17 protein-coding genes and 2 tRNA genes are annotated in these 23,939 nt (G+C 39.1%); 14 read left to right on the top strand and 5 right to left on the bottom strand.

The genetic code is table 11. The features are described from left to right. The first annotated feature begins 32 nt into the window (after positions 1-32). From I6F47_RS05650 to I6F47_RS05600, 11 genes are all read left to right on the top strand, one after another. Positions 33-251, top strand: coding sequence for a sulfurtransferase TusA family protein (locus I6F47_RS05650; protein WP_002961455.1), 219 nt, complete (start codon positions 33-35; stop codon positions 249-251). Next, positions 244-1,320 carry an AI-2E family transporter gene (locus I6F47_RS05645; RefSeq protein WP_007581049.1) on the top strand — a complete coding sequence of 359 codons (1,077 nt, stop codon included), beginning with the start codon at positions 244-246 and terminating at the stop codon, positions 1,318-1,320. The genes I6F47_RS05650 and I6F47_RS05645 overlap by 8 nt, the downstream gene beginning before the upstream one ends. A 135-nt stretch (positions 1,321-1,455) precedes the next feature. Then, positions 1,456-3,711 carry an aminotransferase class V-fold PLP-dependent enzyme gene (locus I6F47_RS05640; protein WP_197183492.1) on the top strand — a complete coding sequence of 752 codons (2,256 nt, stop codon included), beginning with the start codon at positions 1,456-1,458 and terminating at the stop codon, positions 3,709-3,711. A gap of 667 nt (positions 3,712-4,378) precedes the next feature. After that, positions 4,379-6,025 (top strand): glucose-6-phosphate isomerase, encoded by a 1,647-nt coding sequence (gene pgi, locus I6F47_RS05635; RefSeq protein WP_197183491.1) that lies wholly within the window; start codon positions 4,379-4,381, stop codon positions 6,023-6,025. A 268-nt stretch (positions 6,026-6,293) separates the two neighbouring features. Then, the gene (zwf, locus tag I6F47_RS05630; RefSeq protein ID WP_101163306.1) at positions 6,294-7,766 is read left to right on the top strand and encodes a glucose-6-phosphate dehydrogenase; all 1,473 of its coding nucleotides are present in this window, start codon (positions 6,294-6,296) and stop codon (positions 7,764-7,766) included. A 2-nt stretch (positions 7,767-7,768) separates the two neighbouring features. Next, positions 7,769-8,479, top strand: a complete 711-nt coding sequence (gene pgl, locus I6F47_RS05625) for a 6-phosphogluconolactonase (protein WP_024591001.1) — start codon at positions 7,769-7,771, stop codon at positions 8,477-8,479. A 336-nt stretch (positions 8,480-8,815) separates the two neighbouring features. Further along, a complete protein-coding gene (locus tag I6F47_RS05620; protein ID WP_002961447.1) occupies positions 8,816-9,520 on the top strand; it encodes a SapC family protein in 705 nt (234 codons plus the stop codon). A gap of 289 nt (positions 9,521-9,809) precedes the next feature. Further along, complete coding sequence (locus I6F47_RS05615) at positions 9,810-10,841, top strand: isoaspartyl peptidase/L-asparaginase family protein (protein ID WP_121954328.1); 1,032 nt, start codon at positions 9,810-9,812, stop codon at positions 10,839-10,841. Between the two features lie 272 nt (positions 10,842-11,113). Continuing rightward, positions 11,114-15,001 carry an ATP-dependent RNA helicase HrpA gene (hrpA, locus tag I6F47_RS05610; RefSeq protein ID WP_197183490.1) on the top strand — a complete coding sequence of 1,296 codons (3,888 nt, stop codon included), beginning with the start codon at positions 11,114-11,116 and terminating at the stop codon, positions 14,999-15,001. Positions 15,002-15,076: 75 nt separating this feature from the next. Next, positions 15,077-15,457, top strand: a complete 381-nt coding sequence (locus I6F47_RS05605) for a response regulator (RefSeq protein WP_007581064.1) — start codon at positions 15,077-15,079, stop codon at positions 15,455-15,457. Positions 15,458-15,466: 9 nt separating this feature from the next. After that, the gene (locus tag I6F47_RS05600; protein ID WP_007581065.1) at positions 15,467-15,763 is read left to right on the top strand and encodes a PilZ domain-containing protein; all 297 of its coding nucleotides are present in this window, start codon (positions 15,467-15,469) and stop codon (positions 15,761-15,763) included. Between the two features lie 30 nt (positions 15,764-15,793). On the opposite strand, the gene I6F47_RS05595 is transcribed toward I6F47_RS05600, so the two are convergent. After that, a complete protein-coding gene (locus I6F47_RS05595) occupies positions 15,794-16,984 on the bottom strand; it encodes a class I SAM-dependent methyltransferase (protein ID WP_007581068.1) in 1,191 nt (396 codons plus the stop codon). 64 nt (positions 16,985-17,048) lie between these two features. Here I6F47_RS05595 and I6F47_RS05590 point away from each other — a divergent pair, with 64 nt between their 5' ends. Beyond that, positions 17,049-17,780 carry an HD domain-containing protein gene (locus tag I6F47_RS05590; RefSeq protein ID WP_206006098.1) on the top strand — a complete coding sequence of 244 codons (732 nt, stop codon included), beginning with the start codon at positions 17,049-17,051 and terminating at the stop codon, positions 17,778-17,780. Between the two features lies 1 nt (position 17,781). Beyond that, the gene (locus I6F47_RS05585; RefSeq protein WP_197183489.1) at positions 17,782-18,222 is read left to right on the top strand and encodes a VOC family protein; all 441 of its coding nucleotides are present in this window, start codon (positions 17,782-17,784) and stop codon (positions 18,220-18,222) included. Here I6F47_RS05585 and I6F47_RS05580 read toward each other — a convergent pair. Both I6F47_RS05580 and I6F47_RS05575 read right to left on the bottom strand, forming a co-directional pair. Beyond that, a complete protein-coding gene (locus I6F47_RS05580) occupies positions 18,219-19,211 on the bottom strand; it encodes a response regulator (protein WP_169045026.1) in 993 nt (330 codons plus the stop codon). The genes I6F47_RS05585 and I6F47_RS05580 overlap by 4 nt on opposite strands. A 3-nt stretch (positions 19,212-19,214) precedes the next feature. Next, on the bottom strand, positions 19,215-22,547 hold the full coding sequence (locus tag I6F47_RS05575) for an MHYT domain-containing protein (protein WP_197183488.1): 3,333 nt from the start codon (positions 22,545-22,547) through the stop codon (positions 19,215-19,217). Positions 22,548-22,890: 343 nt separating this feature from the next. On the opposite strand from I6F47_RS05575, the gene I6F47_RS05570 reads away from it, so the two are divergent. Next, on the top strand, positions 22,891-23,523 hold the full coding sequence (locus I6F47_RS05570) for a M48 family metallopeptidase (protein WP_442960271.1): 633 nt from the start codon (positions 22,891-22,893) through the stop codon (positions 23,521-23,523). A gap of 133 nt (positions 23,524-23,656) precedes the next feature. Here the strand turns inward: I6F47_RS05570 and I6F47_RS05565 are convergent. Both I6F47_RS05565 and I6F47_RS05560 read right to left on the bottom strand, forming a co-directional pair. Next, a tRNA-Tyr gene (locus I6F47_RS05565) sits at positions 23,657-23,741 on the bottom strand. Between the two features lie 92 nt (positions 23,742-23,833). Continuing rightward, positions 23,834-23,918 (bottom strand) — tRNA-Tyr (locus I6F47_RS05560). Positions 23,919-23,939 lie beyond the last annotated feature (21 nt).

Raw genomic sequence — 23,939 nt, 5'->3', positions numbered from 1 at the left:
TATTATTCATTTACTATACGGATAAAGTAGTTATGGTAGAGCGCGATTTAAAAGAGTTTAAATGCCCTCAGCAATTTGTGCAGTTTAAACTTGCGCTACGAAGTGCGCAATCTTCAAAACAACGTATCACTTTTAGTCTTAATAAAGGTGAAAGTGCGAACGATATTGAACGTTTTTTGCAAAAAAATGCTTATAGTTACAATTTTGATAAACAACGTGGGTTGTTATTAGTGGAGCCATTACATGTTTGAATACGTAAAAACATGGTACGAAAGGAAGTTCTCGGATCCTCATTCGTCTACCTTATTATTTTTATTATTAGCCTCAGTGGCCTTACTTTACTTTTTTGGCTCGTTAATTGTTCCTGTGCTTGTAGCATTGGTTATTGCTTATTTACTTGATTGGCCGGTTGTTCATTTAGAGCGCGTTGGCTTAAAACGTTTTACTGCAACGATTATTGTAATGTTGATATTTATTAGCATTATGCTCACCCTTATTTTGGTTATTGGCCCAGTGCTTTGGAAGCAAACCAGTAACTTAGTGCAAGAAACCCCGCATATGTTAGAACAAGGGAAGTCTTATTTAATGGCTTTACCTGAACAATACCCAAGTTTAATTAACATAGATCAAGTACAAGCTATTGTTGCAACGGTAGAAGCTAAAATCATTGAATTTGGTCAAACTGTATTGTCGTTTTCACTTACGTCATTAAAAGATGTTGTTGCGTGGCTTATATATTTAGTACTTGTGCCGTTACTGGTGTTTTTTATGCTTAAAGATAAGCTGGAGCTAACGGGGAGTATTGCTAAACTGATCCCGCAGCAACGACGCTTAATTTTGCAAGTGTGGCACGAAATGAATCAACAAATTATGAATTACATTCGCGGTAAAGTGTTTGAAATTTTAATTGTTGGTGGTGTGTCTTTTATTGCATTTACTGTTTTAGATTTACGCTACGCCGCATTACTTGGAGTGCTTGTTGGCTTGTCGGTATTAATTCCATTTATTGGCGCGGCACTCGTCACTATTCCGGTAGCGGCTGTTGCGCTGTTTCAGTTTGGATTAGAAACACAGTTTTGGACCATTCTAATTATTTACGGAATTATTCAGGCGCTTGATGGCAACGTGCTTGTGCCACTGTTGTTTTCTGAGGCGGTTGATTTAAATCCGGTATTTATAATTGTCGCGGTATTATTTTTTGGTGGCTTGTGGGGATTTTGGGGCGTATTTTTTGCCATCCCGTTGGCTTCATTAGTAAAAGCGCTAATAACAGCTTGGTCGTCAACGCATGAAGAGATAAGTAAAGAGGTCAGTGAATAATTAAGTAAACAGACTTTTAGTCTAAAAAAGAATAGTAAACGCACCTCTAGTGCTAATTGATTATTACTCATTACCTGTAAATTTATGTACTATTGGTAATAAGATATATTTTTTAGTAATAAGGTGCGTTTTTTAATGTCTGAGTTTTTATTGCACGATGAGCCAGTAAAACAAGTTTACCTTGATGCAAACGCAACGACCCCTGTGTTGCCTTGTATTGCTGATGTTGTTTCTCATACCATGCAAATATGTTTTGGTAATCCTTCAAGTCCGCACATTACAGGTATACAAGCCAAGCATTTATTAGAACAAACACGTCAAAAAGCACACACGGTTATTGGCGCAAGTAATGGCGATATTTTATTTACCTCTGGCGCAACAGAAGGCATTCAAACTGCGGTGGTTTCTACGTTAATTGATGCTAAAAAACACCCGATTAAAAACCCCGTATTGTTATATGGCGCTACTGAGCACAAAGCGGTGCCAAATACACTTAAGCACTGGAATAGCGTACTTGACGTTAATGCTGAAGTGCTTGCTATTCCGGTTGATAGTAACGGTATTTTAGATTTAGATTTTATAGCTAAACATATAGATAACGCTTTGATGATTTGCACCATGGCCGTTAATAACGAAACCGGTGTATATCAAGATTTACCCGCTATTGAGCAGGTGATTCGTAGCCGTAATAAAAATGTATCGTGGATGGTGGATTGCGTGCAGGCGCTCGGTAAACAAGCGCTCGCACTAAGTGACACAACAATAGATTACGCACCTTTTTCGGGGCATAAGCTTTATGCACCTAAAGGTATTGGTTTTTTATATATTCGTAGTGGCAGTGCGTACACACCTTTTATAGCGGGTGGCGGTCAAGAAAGTGGGATGCGCTCAGGCACGGAAAATCTACCCGGTATTGCAGGGTTAAATAAGCTATTTAGTATGTTGCTTGATAAATCAGACAACACGTTTAAGTCTGTTAGCGTACTTAATTCTTATCGAAGCCAGTTACAAAGCGCGATAAAAGACACCTTTGGCGATATTACATTCAATCATGATTTTGCTTATAGCGTGCCTACCACACTTAACTTTGCTGTTAACGATTTAACGAGCAAAGAAGTGATTGATTTATTTGACGCTGCGGGCATTCGCGTAAGTGGAGGCTCGGCTTGTAGTACAGGCGCATCAACAAGTTTTGTTTTAGATGCAATGGGTGCAAGTAAGTGGCAAAGCGAAAACGCGATTAGGCTATCGTTTGGACCTGCTGCAACACAACACGATATTGATGATGCTTGTGTGCGTATTCGCGCTCTTAAAGCAATACTACAGGCAAACTGTTTAATCGTATCTGACAGCACCACACCACAACAAGAAGTATGCGCACTGGGCCTTACTCAATTTAGGCACCAAGGTGCATGTAGTTGGCTTTATGTAAGCGATGATAAATACGCTGTAATTATTGATCCTATTATTGAGCTTATTCCGCGCTTTGAAAAAATAGCTAATACACAAAACTTAACTATATCGGCGGTGCTTAATACTCATCTGCATCAAGAGCGAGAGTCAGCGACTAATTTACTAACCAGCGTTCTTGCATCAAGAGTTATAAAAGGTGAGGTTGATTCGCTAGGTTGGCCGCTAAATACAGCAAGTATTAACTTGGCAAACGACGTACTTGAAAAAGTAGTTACACCTGGGCACAGCAAAGACAGTGTAAGTTATTTATTAAAAAACAGTAATGGCGAAACGCGTTACTGTTTTTGTGGTGATTTAATACTGCCTGCAGGGCTTGGCAATACATCGCTTATAGGTGGGGATGCAAAAGCAATGGCACGCTCTATTTTAGCAATGAGCGAGCAACTTAATAGCACCAGCATTATTTGCTCAGGGCACGACTACCAACAATGTTTTGCCATGAACTGGGCTGTACAGCAAAACCAAACGCCACTTCTTGATGCGTTAGTGAGCAGCAGTATTTCAGTTGATGAATTTGCAATACAAAAACAGCAGTACGACGCTTCAAAACAAGTAGATAACACGCAATTGTGTGGTTATGTAAATGCGTTACCTGAGGTTGATACACAGCAATTAAATTTTGATGACGCTAAAGTAATGTTAAACACCAGCGATACATATTTAATAGATACTCGGGAGCCGTATGAGCATGGAGCAAATAATGTTGCTCAGTTATTTAATACGCTAGATGAAAAAACATTAAATATACCACTTAGCAGAATGGCAAATGCGGTATTTGAAGGGCAATTAAACAAAAATAACAAGTACATTTTATTATGCCGTAGTGGTAACCGCTCAAAAATTGCTGCAACTAATTTAATGCAACTAGGATACAAAACGGTTTATAACCTAAGTGGCGGGTTAGCGCTTAGTAATTAAACAAAGATTGTAATTTATACAAAATCGGCTTTAGGGCCGATTTTTTTGTTTTTAAGGTTTATTTGCTCGCAAGGTAAACAAGCCCTAGGGCCTGTTGACCTTTCAGGATTAAAATTTGTTCAATCTAGGGGCTATTTAATCGCGGCGTGAGGTTTGTAACCTAGTGGGCTAAGTAAAAACCGAGTAACAAAGAGTAAATTGCCCCTAGGCAGAACCCTTCGGGCAGCGCATGTTTGGCATTTATTCCACGTTATCGCCTATTTATGGGGAATAACCACACTACATAGGCTCTGCCTTGCCTAAATGCCAAACACACTGCTGCAAATTTAACTTCGAAAGATAAACAGGCCCTAATAATTAGTGAATAACTATAAAAAGTAATTATTGTGCTGATAAAAATTCATTAATATTTCATTTTGATTGATTAAGCTATCCCGTTGCCTTTAAAATTGCGGGTAAATTAATTTATAAAATTTTTATGATACCGGTGTCAAAAGCTAAAAATTGCGTTATCATCGGCATCTAAAATTATAAAAACAGCACTTTTTTTGCATTTTTAGTTATACTATCGGCGCTTAATTTTAGTGTAAATAAGCAGTGTTAAGAGTTTTGCTTTTATAAAAAACATTTTTAAATCAATTGATTGAAAAAACTAGAGGATATTTCCATGTCTAACCGAACGCAACTAGCAAGTTGGCAAGCACTAGAACTAAGTGCAGCTAAGATGAAACAAACACATCTGAAAACGTTATTTGCACAAGATGACACGCGCTTTTCTCAGTTTTCGACTCAAGTACCTGGCGTATTATTCGACTATTCTAAGCAACTTATTGATAACGATGTTTTTGCAAACTTAATGTCGCTTGCTAAAGAATGCAATATTGCATCGTGGCGCGATAAAATGTTTAGCGGTGAAAAAATCAATATCACCGAGGATCGCTCAGTACTACATACGGCACTTCGTAATCGTGCTCACACTCCATTAATAGTGGATGGCGAAAACGTAACACAAGCCGTAGACAACGAATTAGCTAAAATTAAAGTGTTTGTAGAAAAAGTTCGTAGCGGTAAATGGTTAGGCTATACCGGTAAAGCGGTAAAAGATGTTGTAAGTATTGGCGTAGGTGGTTCTAACCTTGGCCCACAAATGGCAACCGAGGCATTAAAAGCACTTGCTGATGATACGTTAAATGTTCATTACGTATCTAATGCTGACGGTGTACAGATTTCGTCTATATTGAAAGCCATTGACCCTGAAACAACATTATTTGTTATTTCGTCAAAAACATTTACTACGTCAGAAACTATGACAAACGCTAAAACAGCGGTTGACTGGTTTTTACAAACAACAAAAGATGAAAGTACAATTGCAAAACACTTTGTTGCAGTAAGTACAAATTTAGAAAAAACGGCAGCCTTTGGTATCAGCGACGAAAACGTATTCACTATGTGGGATTGGGTTGGCGGTCGCTTTTCACTTTGGAGTGCGATAGGCTTACCAATTGCTTTATATTTAGGCTACGACGCCTTTGAAGCAATTTTAGAAGGCGCGTTTGAAATAGACGAGCACTTTAAATCTGCGCCGTTTGAGCAAAATATACCATTAATTATGGCATTGCTTAGTGTATGGAATACGAGCTTTTTGGGCTACACAGCGCAAGCTATATTACCGTACGACCAAGCACTGCATATGTTGCCTGCTTATTTACAGCAAGGCGAAATGGAAAGTAACGGTAAACACGTTAACTTTGCCGGCGAAACGGTACCTTATACTACAGTTCCAATTATTTGGGGTATGACGGGTATTAATGGTCAGCACGCGTTTTATCAGTGTTTACACCAAGGTAATGTAATTGTACCTGCAGATTTTATTGCATCAGTTAAACCACAAGTGAATGTTGATAAGCATCACGATATTTTATTATCAAACTTCTTTGCACAAACAGAAGCGATGATGAGTGGTGTAGATGCAGCGCAAGTTACTGCTGATTTAACCGCTAAGGGTAAATCGCAAGCAGAGATTGATGAGTTATTAAATCATAAAATTCATCAAGGCAATCGTCCTACAACGTCTATGCTATTAGATACAGTAGATGCTAAAACAGTGGGCCGTTTAATTGCACTGTATGAGCATAAGATATTTTGCCAAGGCATTATTTTAGAAATATGTTCGTTTGACCAATGGGGTGTAGAACTGGGTAAAGGTTTAGCATCTAAAATTGAGAGTGAACTCACTGATGAAAGCGTTAAACATGCTCATGATAGTTCTACAAACGGCTTAATGGCGTACTACAAACAAAACCGTACGCAGTAAAAAATTCGCTTACGCAAGTAAGTAAACCGAGTACCTTTGAACGGGTAGCGCTGGAGTGCTTAGGGTCTGTATTTTTGTGAGAGGAGATACAGGGCCCCTAAGGCTCATTTAATAAGCGCAATGATAAAAATAATAATAAATCATCGATACAGAACAATTCAGCAGGCTTTTATTTAAATACAGCTATAAAAGCCATCTAATCTAGCAATAAATAGGCATACCCGCGCATTTATAAAGTGTACTGGGTATCACAACGTAGAGAGTAACTATGCTTAATCCTTTTGATATTATAATTTTTGGGGGCGGTGGTGATCTTGCGTTACGCAAATTGCTACCTGCAATGTACAGAGCATATCAAGAAGGTAACTTACCTGAAGGCTCACGTATCCTACCAACAGTGCGCGAAGAATCGAAACGTGCTGAATACATAGAAACAGCGCATAAAGCATTACAAGAATTTTTAAGCAAAGGTGAGTTTAACGCTAAAGATTGGAAAGCATTTTCTACTTTTTTAGTGCCAGTGGTAAGTAATGTTACAGAAGCAGATGACAACTGGGATGTGCTAAAAGGCATTTTAGATGAGCACGAAAGCACTAAGTCTCGCGTGTTTTATTTATCGCTTCCACCTGCTGTTTACGGCACATGTTGTGAAATATTATCGACTAAAGGTTTAATTACACCTACATCACGCGTTGTTGTTGAAAAGCCTATTGGTTATTGCGGTGATTCTGCTGAAGCAATTAATGGAAAAATTGCGGAATTTTTTAATGAAGAGCAAATTTTCCGTATTGACCATTACTTAGGTAAAGAAACAGTACAAAACTTAATGGCGCTGCGTTTTTCAAACTCATTGTTTGAAAATATGTGGGATGCTAAATCTATTGATAACATCCAAATTAGCTTATCAGAAACTGTTGGTCTTGAAAGCCGTGCTGGTTTTTACGATAAAGCCGGTGCACTTCGTGACATGGTTCAAAACCATTTATTACAACTACTTTGTTTAGTTGCAATGGAGTCGCCTAATAAGCTTAACGCTAACAGTATTCGTAACGAAAAATTAAAAGTATTAGAAGCACTTCGCCCACTAGTAGGTGGTGATGTTGATGAAAATATTGTTCGTGGTCAATACGTACCAGGTGACTTAAACGGTAAAATTGTACCGGGTTACTTAGAAGAGCTAAATGAAGGTTCTAGTAAAACAGAAACGTTTGTAGCTATTCGTGCACATATTGATAACTGGCGCTGGGCGGGTGTTCCATTTTACCTTCGTACGGGTAAACGTATGGCTAAGCGCTGTGCAGAAATTGTGGTTGAATACAAAAAAGTATCTCACAATATCTACGAAGATAACGTGGGTAATATCGAGCCAAATCGTCTTGTTATTCGTTTGCAGCCAGAGGAAACAATTCAACTAACGCTTATGTCTAAGCGTCTTGATAACCTTCAAATGCAACTTGAACCAGTAACAATGAATATTGAGCTTTCACAAGCTTACAGCAATGGTTTTCACTCAGATGCGTACAAGCGTTTAATGCTTGATGCCGCTGCAAATAACCCATCATTATTTATTCACCGTGATGAAGTTCGTCAAGCGTGGAAATGGATTGATCCAATCATTGACCGTTGGCAAGACAAAGGCAAGCCTGCACTTTACCGTGCTGGTAGCTGGGGTCCTGAGGATGCTGATGAACTATTGGCAGAAAAAAGCCACGTGTGGTTTAACACAGGCGATAAGGTATAAGCATGGCAACACTAGTTGAAAAATTTTTTGACGATAAAGACGCGTTAACAGCCGAGCTTTCTGCAACGCTTGAGCAATCACTACGTGATGGCATTAAAAACGATGGCCGTGCTGTATTAATGGTGTCGGGTGGCTCGTCTCCTGCGCCAGCTTATAAGCATTTATCAACGCTTGATTTAGATTGGCAACATGTTGATGTTGCTATGGTTGATGAACGCTGGGTAGACCCAAGCCATGAAAAAAGTAACGAAGCTTTTATTAAAAGCACGTTATTACAAAATTTTGGCAGTGCTGCAAACTTTATAACCATGAAAAACGATGCTGCAACCGCGCAGCAAGGCAGTGAAGTGTGTGAAGCCGCTTACAGTGCTTTAAAAGCGCCATACGATGTAACTATTCTAGGCATGGGCCCAGATGGCCATACAGCGTCGTTGTTCCCAAATGCAGAAGGTTTAGACCACGGTTTAACAACTGAGCAAACAGTATGTGCAATTAATGCGATACAAAGTGATGTGACGGGTAGTATTACTGAGCGAATGACACTTACGTTAAATGCTATTGCGCAATCTAAAGTGGTTAAGCTTTTAATTAGCGGTGAAGAAAAACTCGCTGTTTATAAGCAAGCAAAAGCGGGAGGCGATGTGAATGACATGCCACTACGCGCTGTGCTTAATCACCCAAGTATAAATATTGAAGTATATTGGGCGCCTTAATTTAGGTGCTAATTTAACTTTTAAAGGCCGCTTATATAAGCGGCCTTTTTTATTTGCTCAAATTTAAGCCTAAACACTGCAAAAAAACAGTCCTGAACTGTTAACCAATGTTAATGAATAACTTTGGTTTGTATTAAAATCAACCACGAAGTGTGTTGTTTTTGAACAAAAATTATGAGTTTGAGCTGTATGTTTTTTAGCAACGTTCAGATTTAGTTAAATTTTATTTTTTCATGGTCGTTGTCATAAAAGTTTCCCTTCCTTTTTTAGCTCAAAAGCATTAGCCTAAAGGTATTAACAATGAAACATATAAATTAAAATAAACGGAGCAGTAACATGGCGGAGCAACAAGTACAGCCTTTACACAACGAAAAACATGCCAACACTAAAATTCAAAACGGCATCAATGTAGAATTCATGAAAACTCAACATTTAGTGCCAGTAGTTGCACATGAGTTTGCACGCGTAGCAAACGAGTTTCCAATGTCATTCGTTAAAAACAACGAAAGCGGCACTTTTCAAGCTGTTGCTATGTTTGGCTTAGAGCCAGGCGAAAACCTTTTTGTAGAAGATGGTAAATGGACTGCAGCATTTGCACCTATGGCATCTACTCGTTACCCACTGGGCTTAGTTAAACACCCAGATCAAGATCAATACGGTATCGTAATTGACGAAGCAAGTGCGCTTGTTGGTGAAGACGAAGGTAATGCATTATTTGAAAACGGCGAAGAAACAGATTACCTAAAACGTCGTAAAGAAGCGCTTGTATCTTTTATTGAGTTTTCTCAAGTAACTGAAGCGTTCACTAAATTCCTTGCTGATAAAGAGCTACTAATTGCGCAAACGCTTACAGTAGACATTAAAGGCGAGAAAAAAGACATCAACGGTATTTACCTTATCGATGAGAAAAAGCTAAACGAGTTAAGCGATGCTGATTTCTTAGAGCTTCGTAAACGTGGTTACTTAGCACCAATTTATTCTTTCTTAACGTCTACTCATCAAGTAGCACGTTTAGCGCGTTTAAAAGCTAAACAAGCTTAATTATACCAATTGCATTAAATTAGTGATCTATTATAGCGATAAGAAAATGGCTCAATAACAAGGCTAAAATTATGATACATAGTTGTTCTATATAAATAATTTTCAACGTAGTTAGTGAGCTATTTAATACGCTAGAATGACCATGTTTTTAATAAAATTGGTATTACAAACACGTAAAATGTTAAAAGCGCCTTAAGGCGCTTTTTTTATGCCATTAAACTCACTTTAGTTGAAATTAAGCCCGCAACCATTCACATTAGTTTATAACTTTCCCATAAAAGAACTCATTATGAAAACACCCTTATTAGCAATTTTTGCGAGCAGCCTTTTTGCTTTAAGTAATAGCGTATTCGCTGCAGAGACTCCTTTTGCCATTGCGATTCATGGTGGGGCAGGGACAATAGAAAAAGCACGATTTACACCCGCCCAAGAAAAGCAGTACCGCGCTAAATTAACAGAGGCTGTAGAGACAGGTTATAAAGTATTGCACCAAGGCGGTGAAAGTTTAGATGCGGTAACTGCGGCAATTACAGTATTAGAGCAATCGCCTTATTTTAATGCAGGGCGTGGAGCGGTATACACTTACGATGGCGGGCATGAGCTTGATGCATCCATAATGGATGGTCGAAACCGTGAAGCAGGTGCCGTTGCGGGTGTAAAGCATATTGAGAGCCCGATTAAATTAGCGCGTTTGGTCATGAACAACTCTGTACACGTAATGCTTAGTGGGCAAGGCGCTGAGGAGTTTGCTAAAGAGCAAGGTGTTGAACTTGTCGAAAATAACTTATTTGATACCGAGCCTCGTTACAAAGCGCTTTTAAAAGCAAAACAAAAATTAGATAAAGCCAAAGCAACCAGTAAAGAGTACCAAGCCGCGCACAAAGCATTGCCTAACTCTTACAAAATGGGCACGGTTGGCGCAGTGGCGCTTGATAAAAACGGTAATTTAGCGGCAGGTACATCCACAGGTGGTATGACGGCAAAACGTTATGGCCGTGTAGGTGACGCGCCGGTAATTGGTGCTGGGACATTTGCTGAAAACGAATCGTGCGCAGTATCGGCAACAGGGCACGGTGAATATTTTATTCGCTATAACGTAGCGAGCGATATATGTGCGCGTGTTAAGTATCAAGGTAAAACCATAGCTGAAGCTGGAGATGAAGTTATAAACGGTGTGCTTAAGCCAATTGGTGGCACTGGTGGCGTTATTATTATTGATACTAAGGGGAATATTAGCTTGCCGTTTAATACCTCTGGCATGTATCGGGCAAGTAAATCGAATACGCAAGCGACCTACGTGGGCATTTTTAACGACGAATAAGCCAAAGTAATTTAATTAACCTCAACTCTGGTTAAGAGATTTACTAACATATTGAACCACAATGATATTTTAATTCATTTATTGCTAGCCAGTTATTTTCAGTGCAGTTAGCGCTGAAAATAACTGCTTGAGATAGATTTATTATTCGCAGTTTAGGTGAATCGCAGCGTTTATATAACAAACAACCCCGTGTTATGCATTTTGTAGGATTAACCCCGGCCGTTTAATTTGATACAATTATGGCTCTTTAACTAATTTTATAAGGTATGCGGGTGGTAAACCTAGGTCAGTTGTTTGGCGAGCTAAAAACGTGCTTGAAAAAAGATCAATTCATTTTCAAAAAACGCTTACATGGCGTAAAAAAAATAACAGATGAAAACAAGCATGCCAACGCGCTTGAAAAAATAGCGGCTGATATAACCCGTAGCCAAGAATTACGTGATAAACGCTTAGCGGGCCTTCCTAAAGTGACTTACCCTGAGCAATTGCCAGTAAGTCAAAAAAAGGAAACAATTAAAGACGCCATTGCAAATAACCAAGTGGTTATTATTGCAGGTGAGACGGGCTCAGGTAAAACAACTCAAATACCTAAAATGTGTTTAGAGCTTGGTCGTGGTGTTGATGGCTTAATAGGCCATACTCAACCACGCCGACTCGCTGCGCGAACGGTGGCTAACCGTATTGCTGAAGAAATGAAGTGCGAACTTGGTCAGCAAGTCGGTTTTAAAATTCGTTTTAGCGATCAGGTTTCTAATAATACGTACGTTAAACTCATGACTGACGGTATTTTACTGGCAGAAATTCAGCAAGATCGATTTTTAAACCAATACGACACCATAATTATAGATGAAGCGCACGAGCGTAGTTTAAACATCGACTTTATTTTAGGTTACTTAAAAAACCTACTTCCAAAACGTCCCGATCTAAAAATAATAATTACGTCTGCAACCATCGATCCTGAGCGCTTTTCAAAGCATTTTGATGATGCGCCCATTATAGAAGTATCGGGCCGTACTTTCCCTGTTGATGTACGTTACAACCCAACGGCCGATATTAATAAAGAAGATATGGAAGCCGAGGGCGATCAGCTACAAGGTATTTTTGATGCTGTTGACGAACTGTGCGCGGAAGGTCCTGGTGACATACTGATATTTTTAAACGGTGAGCGTGAAATACGCGATACCGCTGATGCACTTAGCAAGCGTAATTTAAAACACACAGATGTATTGCCACTTTACTCGCGCTTATCTAACGCAGAGCAAAACCGTATATTTGCGCCACATTCTCGTCGTCATATTATTTTATCGACCAACGTAGCCGAAACGTCACTAACTGTGCCGGGTATTCGTTATGTCATAGACCCAGGTACTGCGCGTATAAGCCGCTACAGTTATCGTACAAAAGTTCAGCGCCTGCCAATAGAACCTATATCGCAAGCAAGTGCTAATCAGCGTATGGGTCGTTGTGGACGTGTTGAAGCGGGTATTTGTATTCGCTTGTACTCTGAGGATGATTTTTTATCGCGCCCAGAGTTTACCGACCCTGAAATACTGCGTACTAATCTTGCCTCAGTTATTTTGCAAATGTTGGCACTCGGGCTTGGTGATATGGCGCAATTTCCGTTTGTGCAAGCGCCAGATAGCCGTAATATAAGTGATGGTTTATCGTTATTAGAAGAACTACAAGCAGTAAAACCAGACAAACGTGATAGTAAAACGAGTTTAACCGCTTCAGGTAGAGAACTCAGCCGATTACCGGTAGACCCTCGTTTAGCTAAAATGGTGCTCACAGCTCACAAACTTGGCGCATTGCGTGAAGTGATTGTTATTGTGGCGGCGTTGTCGATTCAAGATCCACGCGAACGCCCGCAAGAAAAACGTGCTGCAGCCAATGAAAAACACGGTCGCTTTGACGACCCAGATTCAGACTTTATCGCTTTTTTGAACTTATGGAATTACTTAGAAGAGCAGCAAAGCGAGCTGACTAACGGCCAGTTTAGAAAGCTGTGTCAAAAAGATTTCCTAGCCTATATGCGCCTGCGTGAGTGGCAAGATATTGTTTATCAAATAAGTACTGTGTGTAACGAAATGGGCATGAAAGCAACCAGCCAAGCGGCTGATGGCGAACTTGTTCATAAAGCGTTATTAAGCGGAATGCTGAGCCATATTGGCTTTAAAGATGAGAAGCAAATATACAAAGGTGCACGTAATAGTCAGTTTCATATTTTTCCGGGTTCAGGTTTATTTAAAAAGAGCCCTAAATGGATCATGTCAGCGGAGCTGGTAGAAACCAGTAAATTATATGCCCGCACAAATGCAAAAATAGACATTAACTGGGTAGAACCATTAGCGCAGCATTTAGTAAAACGTAGCTATACAGAGCCACACTGGGAGAAAAAACCAGGTGCGGTAATCGCGTTTGAGCAGCAAACTTTGTACGGCTTACTTGTCGTAAATAAACGCCGCTGTGTTTATAGCAACATAGACCCTAAAGTGAGCCGAGAGCTTTTTGTGCGCACTGCATTAGTTGAGCAAGAGCTGGGCTTAAACGAGGGCTTTTTAGCATTTAACAGTGAGCTTATTGAAGATATTCAAGTTCTGGAAAATAAGTCGCGTCGTCGTGATATTTTAGTTGATGAGCAAACGTTATTTGAGTTTTACGATAAAAAAATACCCAAAGAAATTAATAACCGCGCTGCATTTTTAAAATGGTATAAAACACAAAAACAACAAAATAAGCATTACCTACACATGACTCGTGAAGAGCTAATGCAGCATGGTGCAAGTAATATCACTGAGTTTGACTACCCTGACACATGGCAGCAAGACAATATTATACTGCCGCTTGCTTATCATTTTGACCCAGGCCAAGCAGTTGATGGCGTTGCGGTACAAATACCGGTAGCACTTTTAAATCAAGTACAAGAGAGTGGTTTTGACTGGCATATACCTGCATTTAGACATGAGCTAATAAGTGGGCTTATAAAGTCATTACCTAAATCGCTTCGCCGTAATTTTGTGCCAGCACCAAATTACGCAGATGCAGTACTTGCAGCTATTGAGCCAATGCAAGGTAGCTTAATTGATGCTTTAGCTATGCGCTTATTAAGAATGACAGGTGTGAGAGTTGATATGGAGGCGTGGGATTTAACCGCGCTTGCACCGCATTTACGATTGCAGTTTGAAGTACGTGATGAACACGATAAGTTACTTGCTCGTGGACTTGATTTAGCCAAACTTAAAGCAGAGCTGCAAGGTGAAGTAACCGAAACACTGTCTAAAGTAGCCGATAAAGGCATTGAAAAATCAGACCTAACACAATGGGACTTTGGTGAGCTGCCAGCGTCATATGTTAAAAAACAAGGTCAATACGAAATAAAAGCATACCCTGCGCTGGTGGATAAAAAATCAGCCGCTGCAGTGGAGCTTTTTGATAGTGAAGCAAAAGCGCAGCAAGCGCATCAACAAGGTTTGCGCCGTTTAGTATTGTTAAATGTGCCGTCGCCAATTAAGTACTTACAACAAAACTTACCGAATAAGGCAAAGCTGGGTTTGTACTTTAACCCATTTGGTAAAATAGCTGATTTAATTGATGACTGTATCGCCGCAGGTGTTGATAGCTTATTAGTGAAACACGGCGATATACGCGATGAAAAAGTATTTGAAACAGTAAAAGAGCAAATACGAGGTGAGCTCGGTGATGCCGTTGTATCGATTGCAACGCAAGTTGAGCAAGTATTAAGTATTGCGCACGCACTGCATAAAAAAATGAAAGGGCGCGTTGATTTAACCATGATAACTGCGCATGGCGATATAAAATCACAGCTTGAGTCACTTATATTTAAAGGTTTTGTGAGCGCGCATGGCGCAGATAAAATAACGGATTTAATTCGTTATTTAAAAGCGATTCAAAAACGTTTAGAGAAGCTGCCTGTGGATCCAAATCGTGATAGGTTATGCGTACTAGAGCTGGATAAAGTTGCTCAAGAGTACAAAAAAGTAGTTAATAAAACGCCTAAAGGCTTGCCTATTCCACAAGAAGTAACCGCTATTTTTTGGATGCAACAAGAGCTTAGAGTGTCGCTATTTGCTCAAACGCTTGGAACTCCTTACCCAATTTCGGCTAAGCGAGTACTTAATGCGATAAAAGAGATAGAATAAAACTTGCATTTTCTATTAAGCTTAGTACCTTAATAGGAGGATTTATTTTTGTTTTGAAAAGGAAGTGACATAGTTATGTCCTCATCGATTGAACATAAAACAAAGCGACTTTTAGTGGTAGACGACGAGTATTTTAATTTTGAAATGCTCAAAGCAGCACTCGCGTCGAAATTTGATGTTAGTTATGCAGATTCAGGGCAAAGCTGTCTTGCATCGGCAATTGCGAGTCCGCCAGATATAATTTTGCTTGATGTTTGTATGCCTGGTCTTGATGGTTATGATACATGCCGAATGCTAAAACACACACCTGAAACAAAAAATATTCCTGTTGTTATGGTATCGGGCCTAGAGTCTCCATCTGAAAAACAAGCAGGGTTTGACGCTGGTTGTAACGCATATGTTGTAAAGCCATTTTCAGTGGGTGCTTTGTTGGAAGAAATTAACACGGTTTTTTAGAGGTAACGTATGTTTACTGATGATAAGCGAAATTTTAGACGCATGCAGATCAATACACCTGCAAATTTAACAACGATAGAACCAATAGCGGGTTTAAGTTTTGCCGCAGAGTGCGTAGATTTAAGTGCAACAGGTTTATCAATTCATTTAGATGAATTACTTGAACCTAATACATTATTGACGGTGAACATTGATTCGACTCACCCAAGTATTGCGCCTTTAAATGCAACAGCTAAAGTAATACGTGCCAGCAAAGAAGATGATGGCACGGTAACAGCAGGTCTTGAAATCATTCAGTTTAACTAAGTTGAATCCAGTTAAACTCAATAGTAGATATTAAAAAACCTTACAGATTAAGCCTTTTAAATAAAAGCCTTCAGGGTAGCTGCCAGCAATTGGGTGATCAGCTGCCTGGTTTAATCGCTCCATTATAAGTAGGTCTTTACCTGCATCAAGTGCTGCATCGGCTACTACTTTTTGAAATAAGTTTTGTTCCATTAAACCAGAGCATGAGAACGTTAGTAATGTTCCACCTGGCTTTAGTATTTGCATAGCAATCATGTTGATATCTTTGTAACCACGACACGCACCGGTTAGCTGCGCTTTATTATCAGCAAACTTTGGTGGGTCCATTACGATGGTATCAAACTGTCTACCTTCGTCGCGGTATTGGCGTAGTAACTTAAATACATCCTGCTTAACAAAACTTACTTTATTTAAATCTAAGTTATTATGCTCAACATTACGTTTTGCTGTATCTAAAGCGGGTTGAGATACGTCTACGTTAGTTACATGCTCACATCCACCACGCAGGGCGTACAGCGAAAATGTACCTGTATAACTAAAACAGTTAAGTACCGTTTTACCCTTTGAAAAACGCTCAAGTGCGGCGCGGCTATCGCGCTGGTCTAAATAAAAGCCCGTTTTATGTCCATCAATTATATCGACTTCAATTTTAAAACCGTTTTCCTCAATAAGTACCGGCTGTGTTGGTTCGTTACCCCAAAGAGCGCCTTTTATTGGCTCTAAGCCTTCTTTAGTGCGTACTTCTACGTCTGAGCGCTCGTATATGCTAGAACCCGGGAAAATAGACATCAACGCGCCAACAATCTCGCCTTTATGACGCTCAGCACCCGCACTTAGTAGCTGACATACTAATACGTTATCAAACTTATCGATTGTAACGCCTGGTAAGTAATCAGACTCCGCAGCACATAATCGAAACCCTGTTAATCCGCCTTCTTCTATTACTTGGCTACGTGCTTCTAATGAGCGACGTAAACGGCGTTCAAAAAAGTTTTGATCGATTACTTCTTTTTCGTCAAAGCTCCAAACACGTGCGCGAATTTGTGAGTGAGGGCTGTAAGCAGCAGTTGCTAAAAACTTACCTTCGCTATCGTGAATCGTTACTGTGTCGCCTAATCCAGGTTTACCTTTAATTTTTTTGATGGCTTTTGAAAATAACCAAGGGTGTTTTCTTTTTAATGATTTATCGCGACCAGCTTGTAGGTAAACGGCAGATGACATAAGGCTTCTCAGTAGTAATAAATAAGCGCTGTATTTTAGTCAAGCAAGGAGCAACATACAATGAATGTTTTGCAAGGGGGGCATAAAGCACGGTAAAGTACGGATAATTTACCGATTCATTAGCTTTTGGAACCTAATAGTGCCTGACGCCGTTTTAAGCCCCGATTTAAAAATACTTAATTCACAATGTAGAGAATTTATAACTTCTTTAGTGCATGCCGATGTAGCTCACGATATTACCCACATAGAACGCGTGGTGCGTGTTGCGATACAGCTATGTAATGCAGAGCAGGCAAACATGTCGGTGGTATTACCTGCAGCGTGGATGCACGATTGCGTGGCAGTTGCTAAAAATCACCCTGATCGCGCAAAAGCCTCTACTATGGCAGCCGATAAGGCATTGGAATTTTTAAAATCTATTAATTATGACGAGTCACTTTTTGATGAGATTCATCATGCCATTGCCGCTCATAGTTTCAGCGCAAATATAAAAATTAAAACAGTTGAAGCGCAAATAGTACAAGATGCTGACAGAATGGATGCATTGGGCGCTATTGGAGTGAGTCGATGCATGAAAGTAGGCGGATCAATTTCTCGGTTATTGTATAACCCAGAAGACCCTTTTTGTATTGAACGCGAGGCTGATGATAAAACATACACGCTTGATCACTTTTTTATAAAGTTATTACATATTGCCGATAGTATGAATACGCCATCTGCTAAAGCAGAAGCGAACAGGCGTACAAGGTATATGCATGACTTTTTAGAGCAATTAAAGTCAGAAATAGGTGAGTAACGTGAATAATACAAGCATACCTAAATTATCTGGGATTGATCATTGCCATTTAAATGTTGATAACTTGGTTGATGCCGTTAAGTGGTATGAGCGTGTTTTAGGTTTTAGTGTAGTACCCGAGCTTGCCTTTTGGGATGAGGACGGACGCGGCCCTTTAACACTTGAAGATGCGAGTTCAACAACTCGTTTAGCACTTTTTGAAGGTGAGGGGCGTAGTAAAGGGATTGCATTTTTGGCCTCAGGGGATCAATTTATTCAATGGCGTATTCATCTTGAGAGTTTAAATATAAAAGTAGTTTTAGCAGATCATGGTGTAACGTTTTCTATGTACTTTAAAGATGAAAGTGGCAATAGCCATGAAATTACGTCACATGACTATCGTTATATAAAATCTTGTTACCCAAATGTTGAGCTTGGCTCTCACAGTGCTAAAAAGAATTAGCTTTCTTGATTTGAATTTTTTATAGCAAGAATATCGTCTAATTCTTTCACAAATAGTTCGATTAGAGCGGGATCAAAATGAGCTCCTGCTTGCTCTTGCATATGCAAAACTGTTTTCTCTACACTCCATGCCTCTTTATAAGGGCGTTTTGAAGTCAGAGCATCAAAAACGTCAGCAACGGCAACAATTCTACCTTCAATTGATATTTCTTCGCCTTTGATCCCGTTAGGATAGCCTGAACCATCCCATTTTTCGTGGTGTTCAATAGCAAGTTTATGAGCGAGTTGTAATAATGGCGATGAAGAATTTGCTAATATTTGTGCACCAATTATGGCGTGTTTCTTCATATGTTCAAACTCTTCAGAAGTTAACTTGCCTGGCTTGAGTAAGATAGCATCAGGGATACCTATTTTCCCAACATCGTGCATTGGGGCGGCTTGGCGTAAAAGCTCTGCACTTTGCTCATCCATACCTAGCGCTAATGCTAATACTTTGCTGTATTGGCTCATACGCACTATATGTTCGCCAGTGTCAGTATCTTTATATTCAGCAGCACGGCCTAGGCGTTGTACTAAATCTACATGTGCTTGTTTTAATTGCTCAGCTTGCACTAGCGATAAGTGAGTTTTAACTCTAGCTCTTACAATAGCAGGGCTTATTGGCTTAGTAATATAATCTACGGCACCAAGTTCAAAACCTTTAAATTCATCATTTTCGTCCCCCAAAGCTGTCACAAAAATAATGGGGATATGAGACGTTTTAGGATTGTTTTTTACCCGCTGGCAGACTTCAAACCCATTCATATCTGGCATCATTATGTCTAGCAAAATTAGCTTTGGTAGTTCTTTTTCAAGTAGTGCCAATGCGGCATCACCCGATTTAGCAAACGACATACGATATTGATTACCTAACACTTCGCGCATTACTTTTAGATTTGCAGGCTCATCGTCAACAATTAATACTCGTGGCCTATCTGTTGTAAAATCCATTAATTAATACTCATTGTTTGTTAGTTTTTCAAGTAAGGTTTCTAGTATTACGTGTGCTTTATCAAAATCAAATTCATCAAAGGCCTCGGCTATATCATCAACTTCATTTTTATAGATTGAAGGTATGCCGCGTTGCAGTTTTGCTAGTAGCTCATCATTTAATTCTGCATTTTGTGCATCTTGATTAAGCGTCTTACACAGTGACTTAATTTCATCAATTGATAGCGTGTCAGAACTATTATCTTCAGGTTTACTACTTGGCTTATCGCAAGTATTAGATGACAGCAGTTGTGAGATGACAAGTAGCTCGTTTTTTATATCGTCTAAAGTACTAATAACTTTAGCGTCACTTTGTTTTTGCTCTAAATCGGTTAATAACTTCATTAATGTTATTAGGCCTAAGTTACCAGCAACACCTTTAAGTGTGTGAATGGTGCTATCGACATCTTTTATGTTTGATAATTTATCACTGAATAATGTTTCGAACCGTTTATTACTGTCACTAATAAATTTAGTAATCTCTGTAAGTTGCTTACATTTAGAACCCCAAAGGGCTAACCCTTTTTCAAAATCTATATGCTGCGCTTTAGGATCGCTTTGCGATATAACCATTTCTTTTGCAATACCAAGACCAAGCACTTGTGCTATTTCTTGGTTTAGCTGATTTATATCGACGGGTTTATTTGCAAAGCCATTCATGCCTGCTTTTTTAGCCGTAAGCTTATCTTGTTGTAATACACTGGCTGTGAGCGCGATAATTGGCGTGTATTTAATTTGTCTTTGATTTTCTATTGCTCTTATTTTTTGTGTTGCCTCTATGCCATCACACAATGGCATATGTATATCCATTAAAATGACATCAAAGTCTTGTTCTTCAAATACTTTAATCGCTTCAAGTCCGTTAGATGCCTTGGTAACTGCATGTTGATCGCGTGACAGGAGTAAAGAAAGTAGTTCTGTATTTTGCTCTATATCGTCAACTACTAACACCCTAAGTGCAGGCAGTTGTGTGTGTAGACCATCAAAATGATCTATTTTAGTTTCGTCACCTAAAGTAAGCGGCAATGAAAAGTAAAAGCAGGTGCCTTTACCTAGCTCACTTACTAAGTTTATTGTTCCGCCCATAAGCTCTACAAGTTGTTTGCTTATGGTAGTACCAAGACCTGTACCACCAAAACGGCGAGTAGTAGTACCATCGGCTTGTTCGAAAGGTTGAAACACTGCTTGAATACGATCTTTTGCAATACCAATACCGGTATCTTGCACTTCAAAAAACAGATGCTGATTTTGTGTTATAGCAACAGTTACGGTAACAGAGCCTTTTTCGGTAAACTTAATAGCATTACCAATTAAATTAGTAAGTACTTGCCTGAGTCGATCTGGGTCACCGTAATAAGTAGCACTTACTGATTCTTTAATATGAAGTTTAAGTTCTAAATCTTTCTTTTTAGCTTCTAGCCAAAAAGTAGAAATAATACTGTCTATTACTGGCTTTAAACTAAAGTGTATTGGCTCAATAGTGAGCTTACCGCGATCTAGTTTTGCGGAATCGAGAATTTCATTTAACAATCTAAGCAATGAACGCGCTGCATTATTTACGGTAACTAAATGCTTTTGTTGTTCTTGATCAAGTGGGGTATCCATTAACAAGTCACTAAAACCTATTATAGAATTCATTGGGGTGCGTATTTCATGGCTCATATTAGCCATAAAAGATTGCTTTGCATAAGCAGCTTCTTCAGCTTTAAATTTAGCTTGCTCTAGTTTTTCTTCATATTCTTTGCGTTCTGTAATATCGACTAAAACACCATCAATCCACTTTGCTTGGCCTTGGGTATCAAAGTCGATGCTGCCTTTATCTAAAAGCCATAAGATTTTACCGCTTCTGTGGCGAATTCTGTATTCGATTGAATACTGACGTTTCTCTTCTACGGCTTTTGTGACGGCATCTACAATAGGTTGCTGGTCTGATTTTAAAACTAGATCGTTAAATTCAATGCAATGTTCAGTAAATTCATTAGGGTTATAACCCGTTAACTCGTTGATGCTCGGGCTGATAAAAAGCATAGTCCAGTTATCATCAAATTTACACCTAAAAGCCACACCTGGCATGTTATCCATTAAAGAGCGGTATTTTTGCTCTTTTTCTTCAAGGCTTTTTTGTAAAGCTCGTTGCTCTGATAAGTCGGTTATGAAGCCTACGTATAGAGGATTTTGCCCTGGCTGATTAACTTCTCCAATCCCCAAACGAATCGGGAATAAGTGGCCATTTTTATGCTTTGCAAAAATTTCACGGTTAACACCGATTACTTTACCTAAATCAATATTTTTAGCTTTAGAAAGGTAGCTATCGTGATGCATCGCGATAGCATCATCCATTAGCATTTTAATATTATGATTTTGTACTTCATTTTCGTGCCAGCCAAAAATTTTACTGGCTGATTCGTTAAAGCTCAAAATAATGCCGGTGTGATCAATCGTTACGATTCCATCAATGGCTGTGCCTAAAATTGCGTTTAAGCGAGACTCGTCGGCTGACTTTTCTTCAAGTAACATTTTATATCTGACCATGCCATTAAGTACCGCTACTACGCTTGTAATGGCAATTGTTGCAGTTGCAACCGCGATGGCTACAAAAGTGAGCCCAGCAGAAGCATTTGCGTCGTCATATAAAAGAGGAGATGTTGCAACAAAGCGTGTAGATGCCATGCCCATATAATGCATAGCAGCAACAGCAAAGCCTAATATTATAGCGCTGATGGCTCTATTTTGTAGGTATGATAGTTTTGGAAAAAATTTTTCAAGATTAAAGCGGCTATATAACGCTATAAACGAAAGAGCGACAGCAACTAAAATTGAAAGGCCAAAGGTCAGTGGGTCATAGCGCAACATTGGGGAAAGCTCCATTGCAGCCATACCGCTGTAATGCATTGTACCAATACCAGCCCCTAGTAAGATGGAGCAAATGCTGAGCACTCTAAAGTTTCCATCACTATTTACAAGTATTGATACCGCATACTGACATGCTAATAAAGCAGGAAGAAAAGAGAGTAGTGTGATTGTTGGATCGTAGCTTATATTAGTACATAGCGAAAAAGCTAACATACCTATAAAGTGCATACTCCAAATACCAGAAGAAAATACAGTTGCTGCAGTTATATTTGCTAAACGTTGATAACGAGGGAATTTAGTCTCTTTTGCTAAATCAATGAGCTTAGTAGTAAAAAAAGCAGCAAAAATGGCTATTAATACAGACATTGAGACTAGAAGAGGGTCGTAAACCCCATTGAGTATTAGGCTTGGATCTTGGTCTGTAATGAAGAAAGCTGATAGCATAACGGCTCGAAATATAATCTTTATTTTACAAGTTTAATCTAATTTACTAATAAATGAACCGTTATTTCTAATCGCGCCATAAAGTGACGAATTTTAACCAAGTTTATTTATTTTTTGTTATTGAAGTAAATAAAATATTTTAACTTTCAATTCAAATAAAACAGACGGCTCAATCTATAGCTTATTATAATAAAGTGGATTAGGAGTTAGGTGCGACTGTATGCCTAAGAGTTTAAAATTGATGGTAATATGGATTATATAAACGGATGCTATATTTAGAGTTTAAGTCGTGTTTGAATATCAACTAAAAAAGAGTACTAGACGCAAAACAGTCGCAATAAAAGTGCATAGTCAAAAGGTAACTGTGTATGCGCCACATTTTGTCGCAAAAAAACACATTGATACTTGGTTATTTGACAAACAAGAGTGGGTTGCAGAACAATTAAAAAAACAATTGTCAATTGATGACACTAAGCAGTACCCTTTTGAATCTAAAAAAATAAGTGTTTTTTCAGAAACTATTTATTTGAAATTGGACTCAGGCCAAGATTCCAAAGTAACCCCGTATGATGACCACTTACTTATTACAATATCTCCTCGAGTTAAAAACACTAATCAAAAGTATCGACAGCTATTAGAGACTTATTTAAAAGAGCAGCTTATTGCATACATAGAGATGCGTTTAGCGTATTTCTGTACTCAAATGGGTGAAGAGTTGCCAAATGATTTAAAAATAGGTGTTTATAAACGAAAGTGGGGGAGTTGTAATAGCAAGCGAGAACTCACTTTTAATTTACATCTTATAGGTGCTCCTTACCACGCTATAGATTATGTGATTGTTCATGAGCTTGCCCACTTAAAGTATTTAAATCATAGCAAAGCTTTTTGGCAGCGAGTAGAGGCGTTTTTCCCCGATTACAAAACATCATCTAATTGGTTAAAACAAAATGGTATGAGTTTACAGTGGGTGTTTTGATGTTGCTGAATATAGGAATATAGGAATATAGGAATATAGGAATATAGGAATATAGGAATATAGGAATATAGGAATATAGGAATATAGGAATATAGGAATATAGGAATATAGGAATATAGGAATAGTAGAGAAGTGGTGGAGGGAGCTGGATTCGAACCAGCGAAGGCTGAGCCGTCAGATTTACAGTCTGATCCCTTTGGCCGCTCGGGAACCCCTCCACACTAATTTTATTGCATTTGGCCCCACTTAACTTAGCGGTAAGAAAAGTGGTGGAGGGAGCTGGATTCGAACCAGCGAAGGCTGAGCNAAGTGGTGGAGGGAGCTGGATTCGAACCAGCGAAGGCTGAGCCGTCAGATTTACAGTCTGATCCCTTTGGCCGCTCGGGAACCCCTCCAATGCAACGGCGCTGATAATA

Origin of the sequence: Pseudoalteromonas sp. NZS37, from assembly GCF_015864265.1 — a bacterium.
In the GTDB taxonomy this organism is placed as follows: domain Bacteria; phylum Pseudomonadota; class Gammaproteobacteria; order Enterobacterales; family Alteromonadaceae; genus Pseudoalteromonas; species Pseudoalteromonas arctica.
Note: the sequence above shows the minus strand (reverse complement) of the source record. Positions and strands in the feature narration are given on the sequence as shown.

Coding starts and splice junctions, on each gene's coding strand:
- pgl (WP_024591001.1), top strand. CDS start 7,769: ATGGCAACACTAGTTGAAAAATTTTTTGACGATAAAGACGCGTTAACA.
- I6F47_RS05575 (WP_197183488.1), bottom strand. CDS start 22,547: ATGCTATCAGCTTTCTTCATTACAGACCAAGATCCAAGCCTAATACTC.
- I6F47_RS05580 (WP_169045026.1), bottom strand. CDS start 19,211: ATGGATTTTACAACAGATAGGCCACGAGTATTAATTGTTGACGATGAG.
- I6F47_RS05590 (WP_206006098.1), top strand. CDS start 17,049: ATGTTTTGCAAGGGGGGCATAAAGCACGGTAAAGTACGGATAATTTAC.
- I6F47_RS05605 (WP_007581064.1), top strand. CDS start 15,077: ATGTCCTCATCGATTGAACATAAAACAAAGCGACTTTTAGTGGTAGAC.
- zwf (WP_101163306.1), top strand. CDS start 6,294: ATGCTTAATCCTTTTGATATTATAATTTTTGGGGGCGGTGGTGATCTT.
- pgi (WP_197183491.1), top strand. CDS start 4,379: ATGTCTAACCGAACGCAACTAGCAAGTTGGCAAGCACTAGAACTAAGT.
- I6F47_RS05600 (WP_007581065.1), top strand. CDS start 15,467: ATGTTTACTGATGATAAGCGAAATTTTAGACGCATGCAGATCAATACA.
- I6F47_RS05650 (WP_002961455.1), top strand. CDS start 33: ATGGTAGAGCGCGATTTAAAAGAGTTTAAATGCCCTCAGCAATTTGTG.
- I6F47_RS05595 (WP_007581068.1), bottom strand. CDS start 16,984: ATGTCATCTGCCGTTTACCTACAAGCTGGTCGCGATAAATCATTAAAA.
- I6F47_RS05640 (WP_197183492.1), top strand. CDS start 1,456: ATGTCTGAGTTTTTATTGCACGATGAGCCAGTAAAACAAGTTTACCTT.
- I6F47_RS05615 (WP_121954328.1), top strand. CDS start 9,810: ATGAAAACACCCTTATTAGCAATTTTTGCGAGCAGCCTTTTTGCTTTA.
- I6F47_RS05620 (WP_002961447.1), top strand. CDS start 8,816: ATGGCGGAGCAACAAGTACAGCCTTTACACAACGAAAAACATGCCAAC.
- I6F47_RS05645 (WP_007581049.1), top strand. CDS start 244: ATGTTTGAATACGTAAAAACATGGTACGAAAGGAAGTTCTCGGATCCT.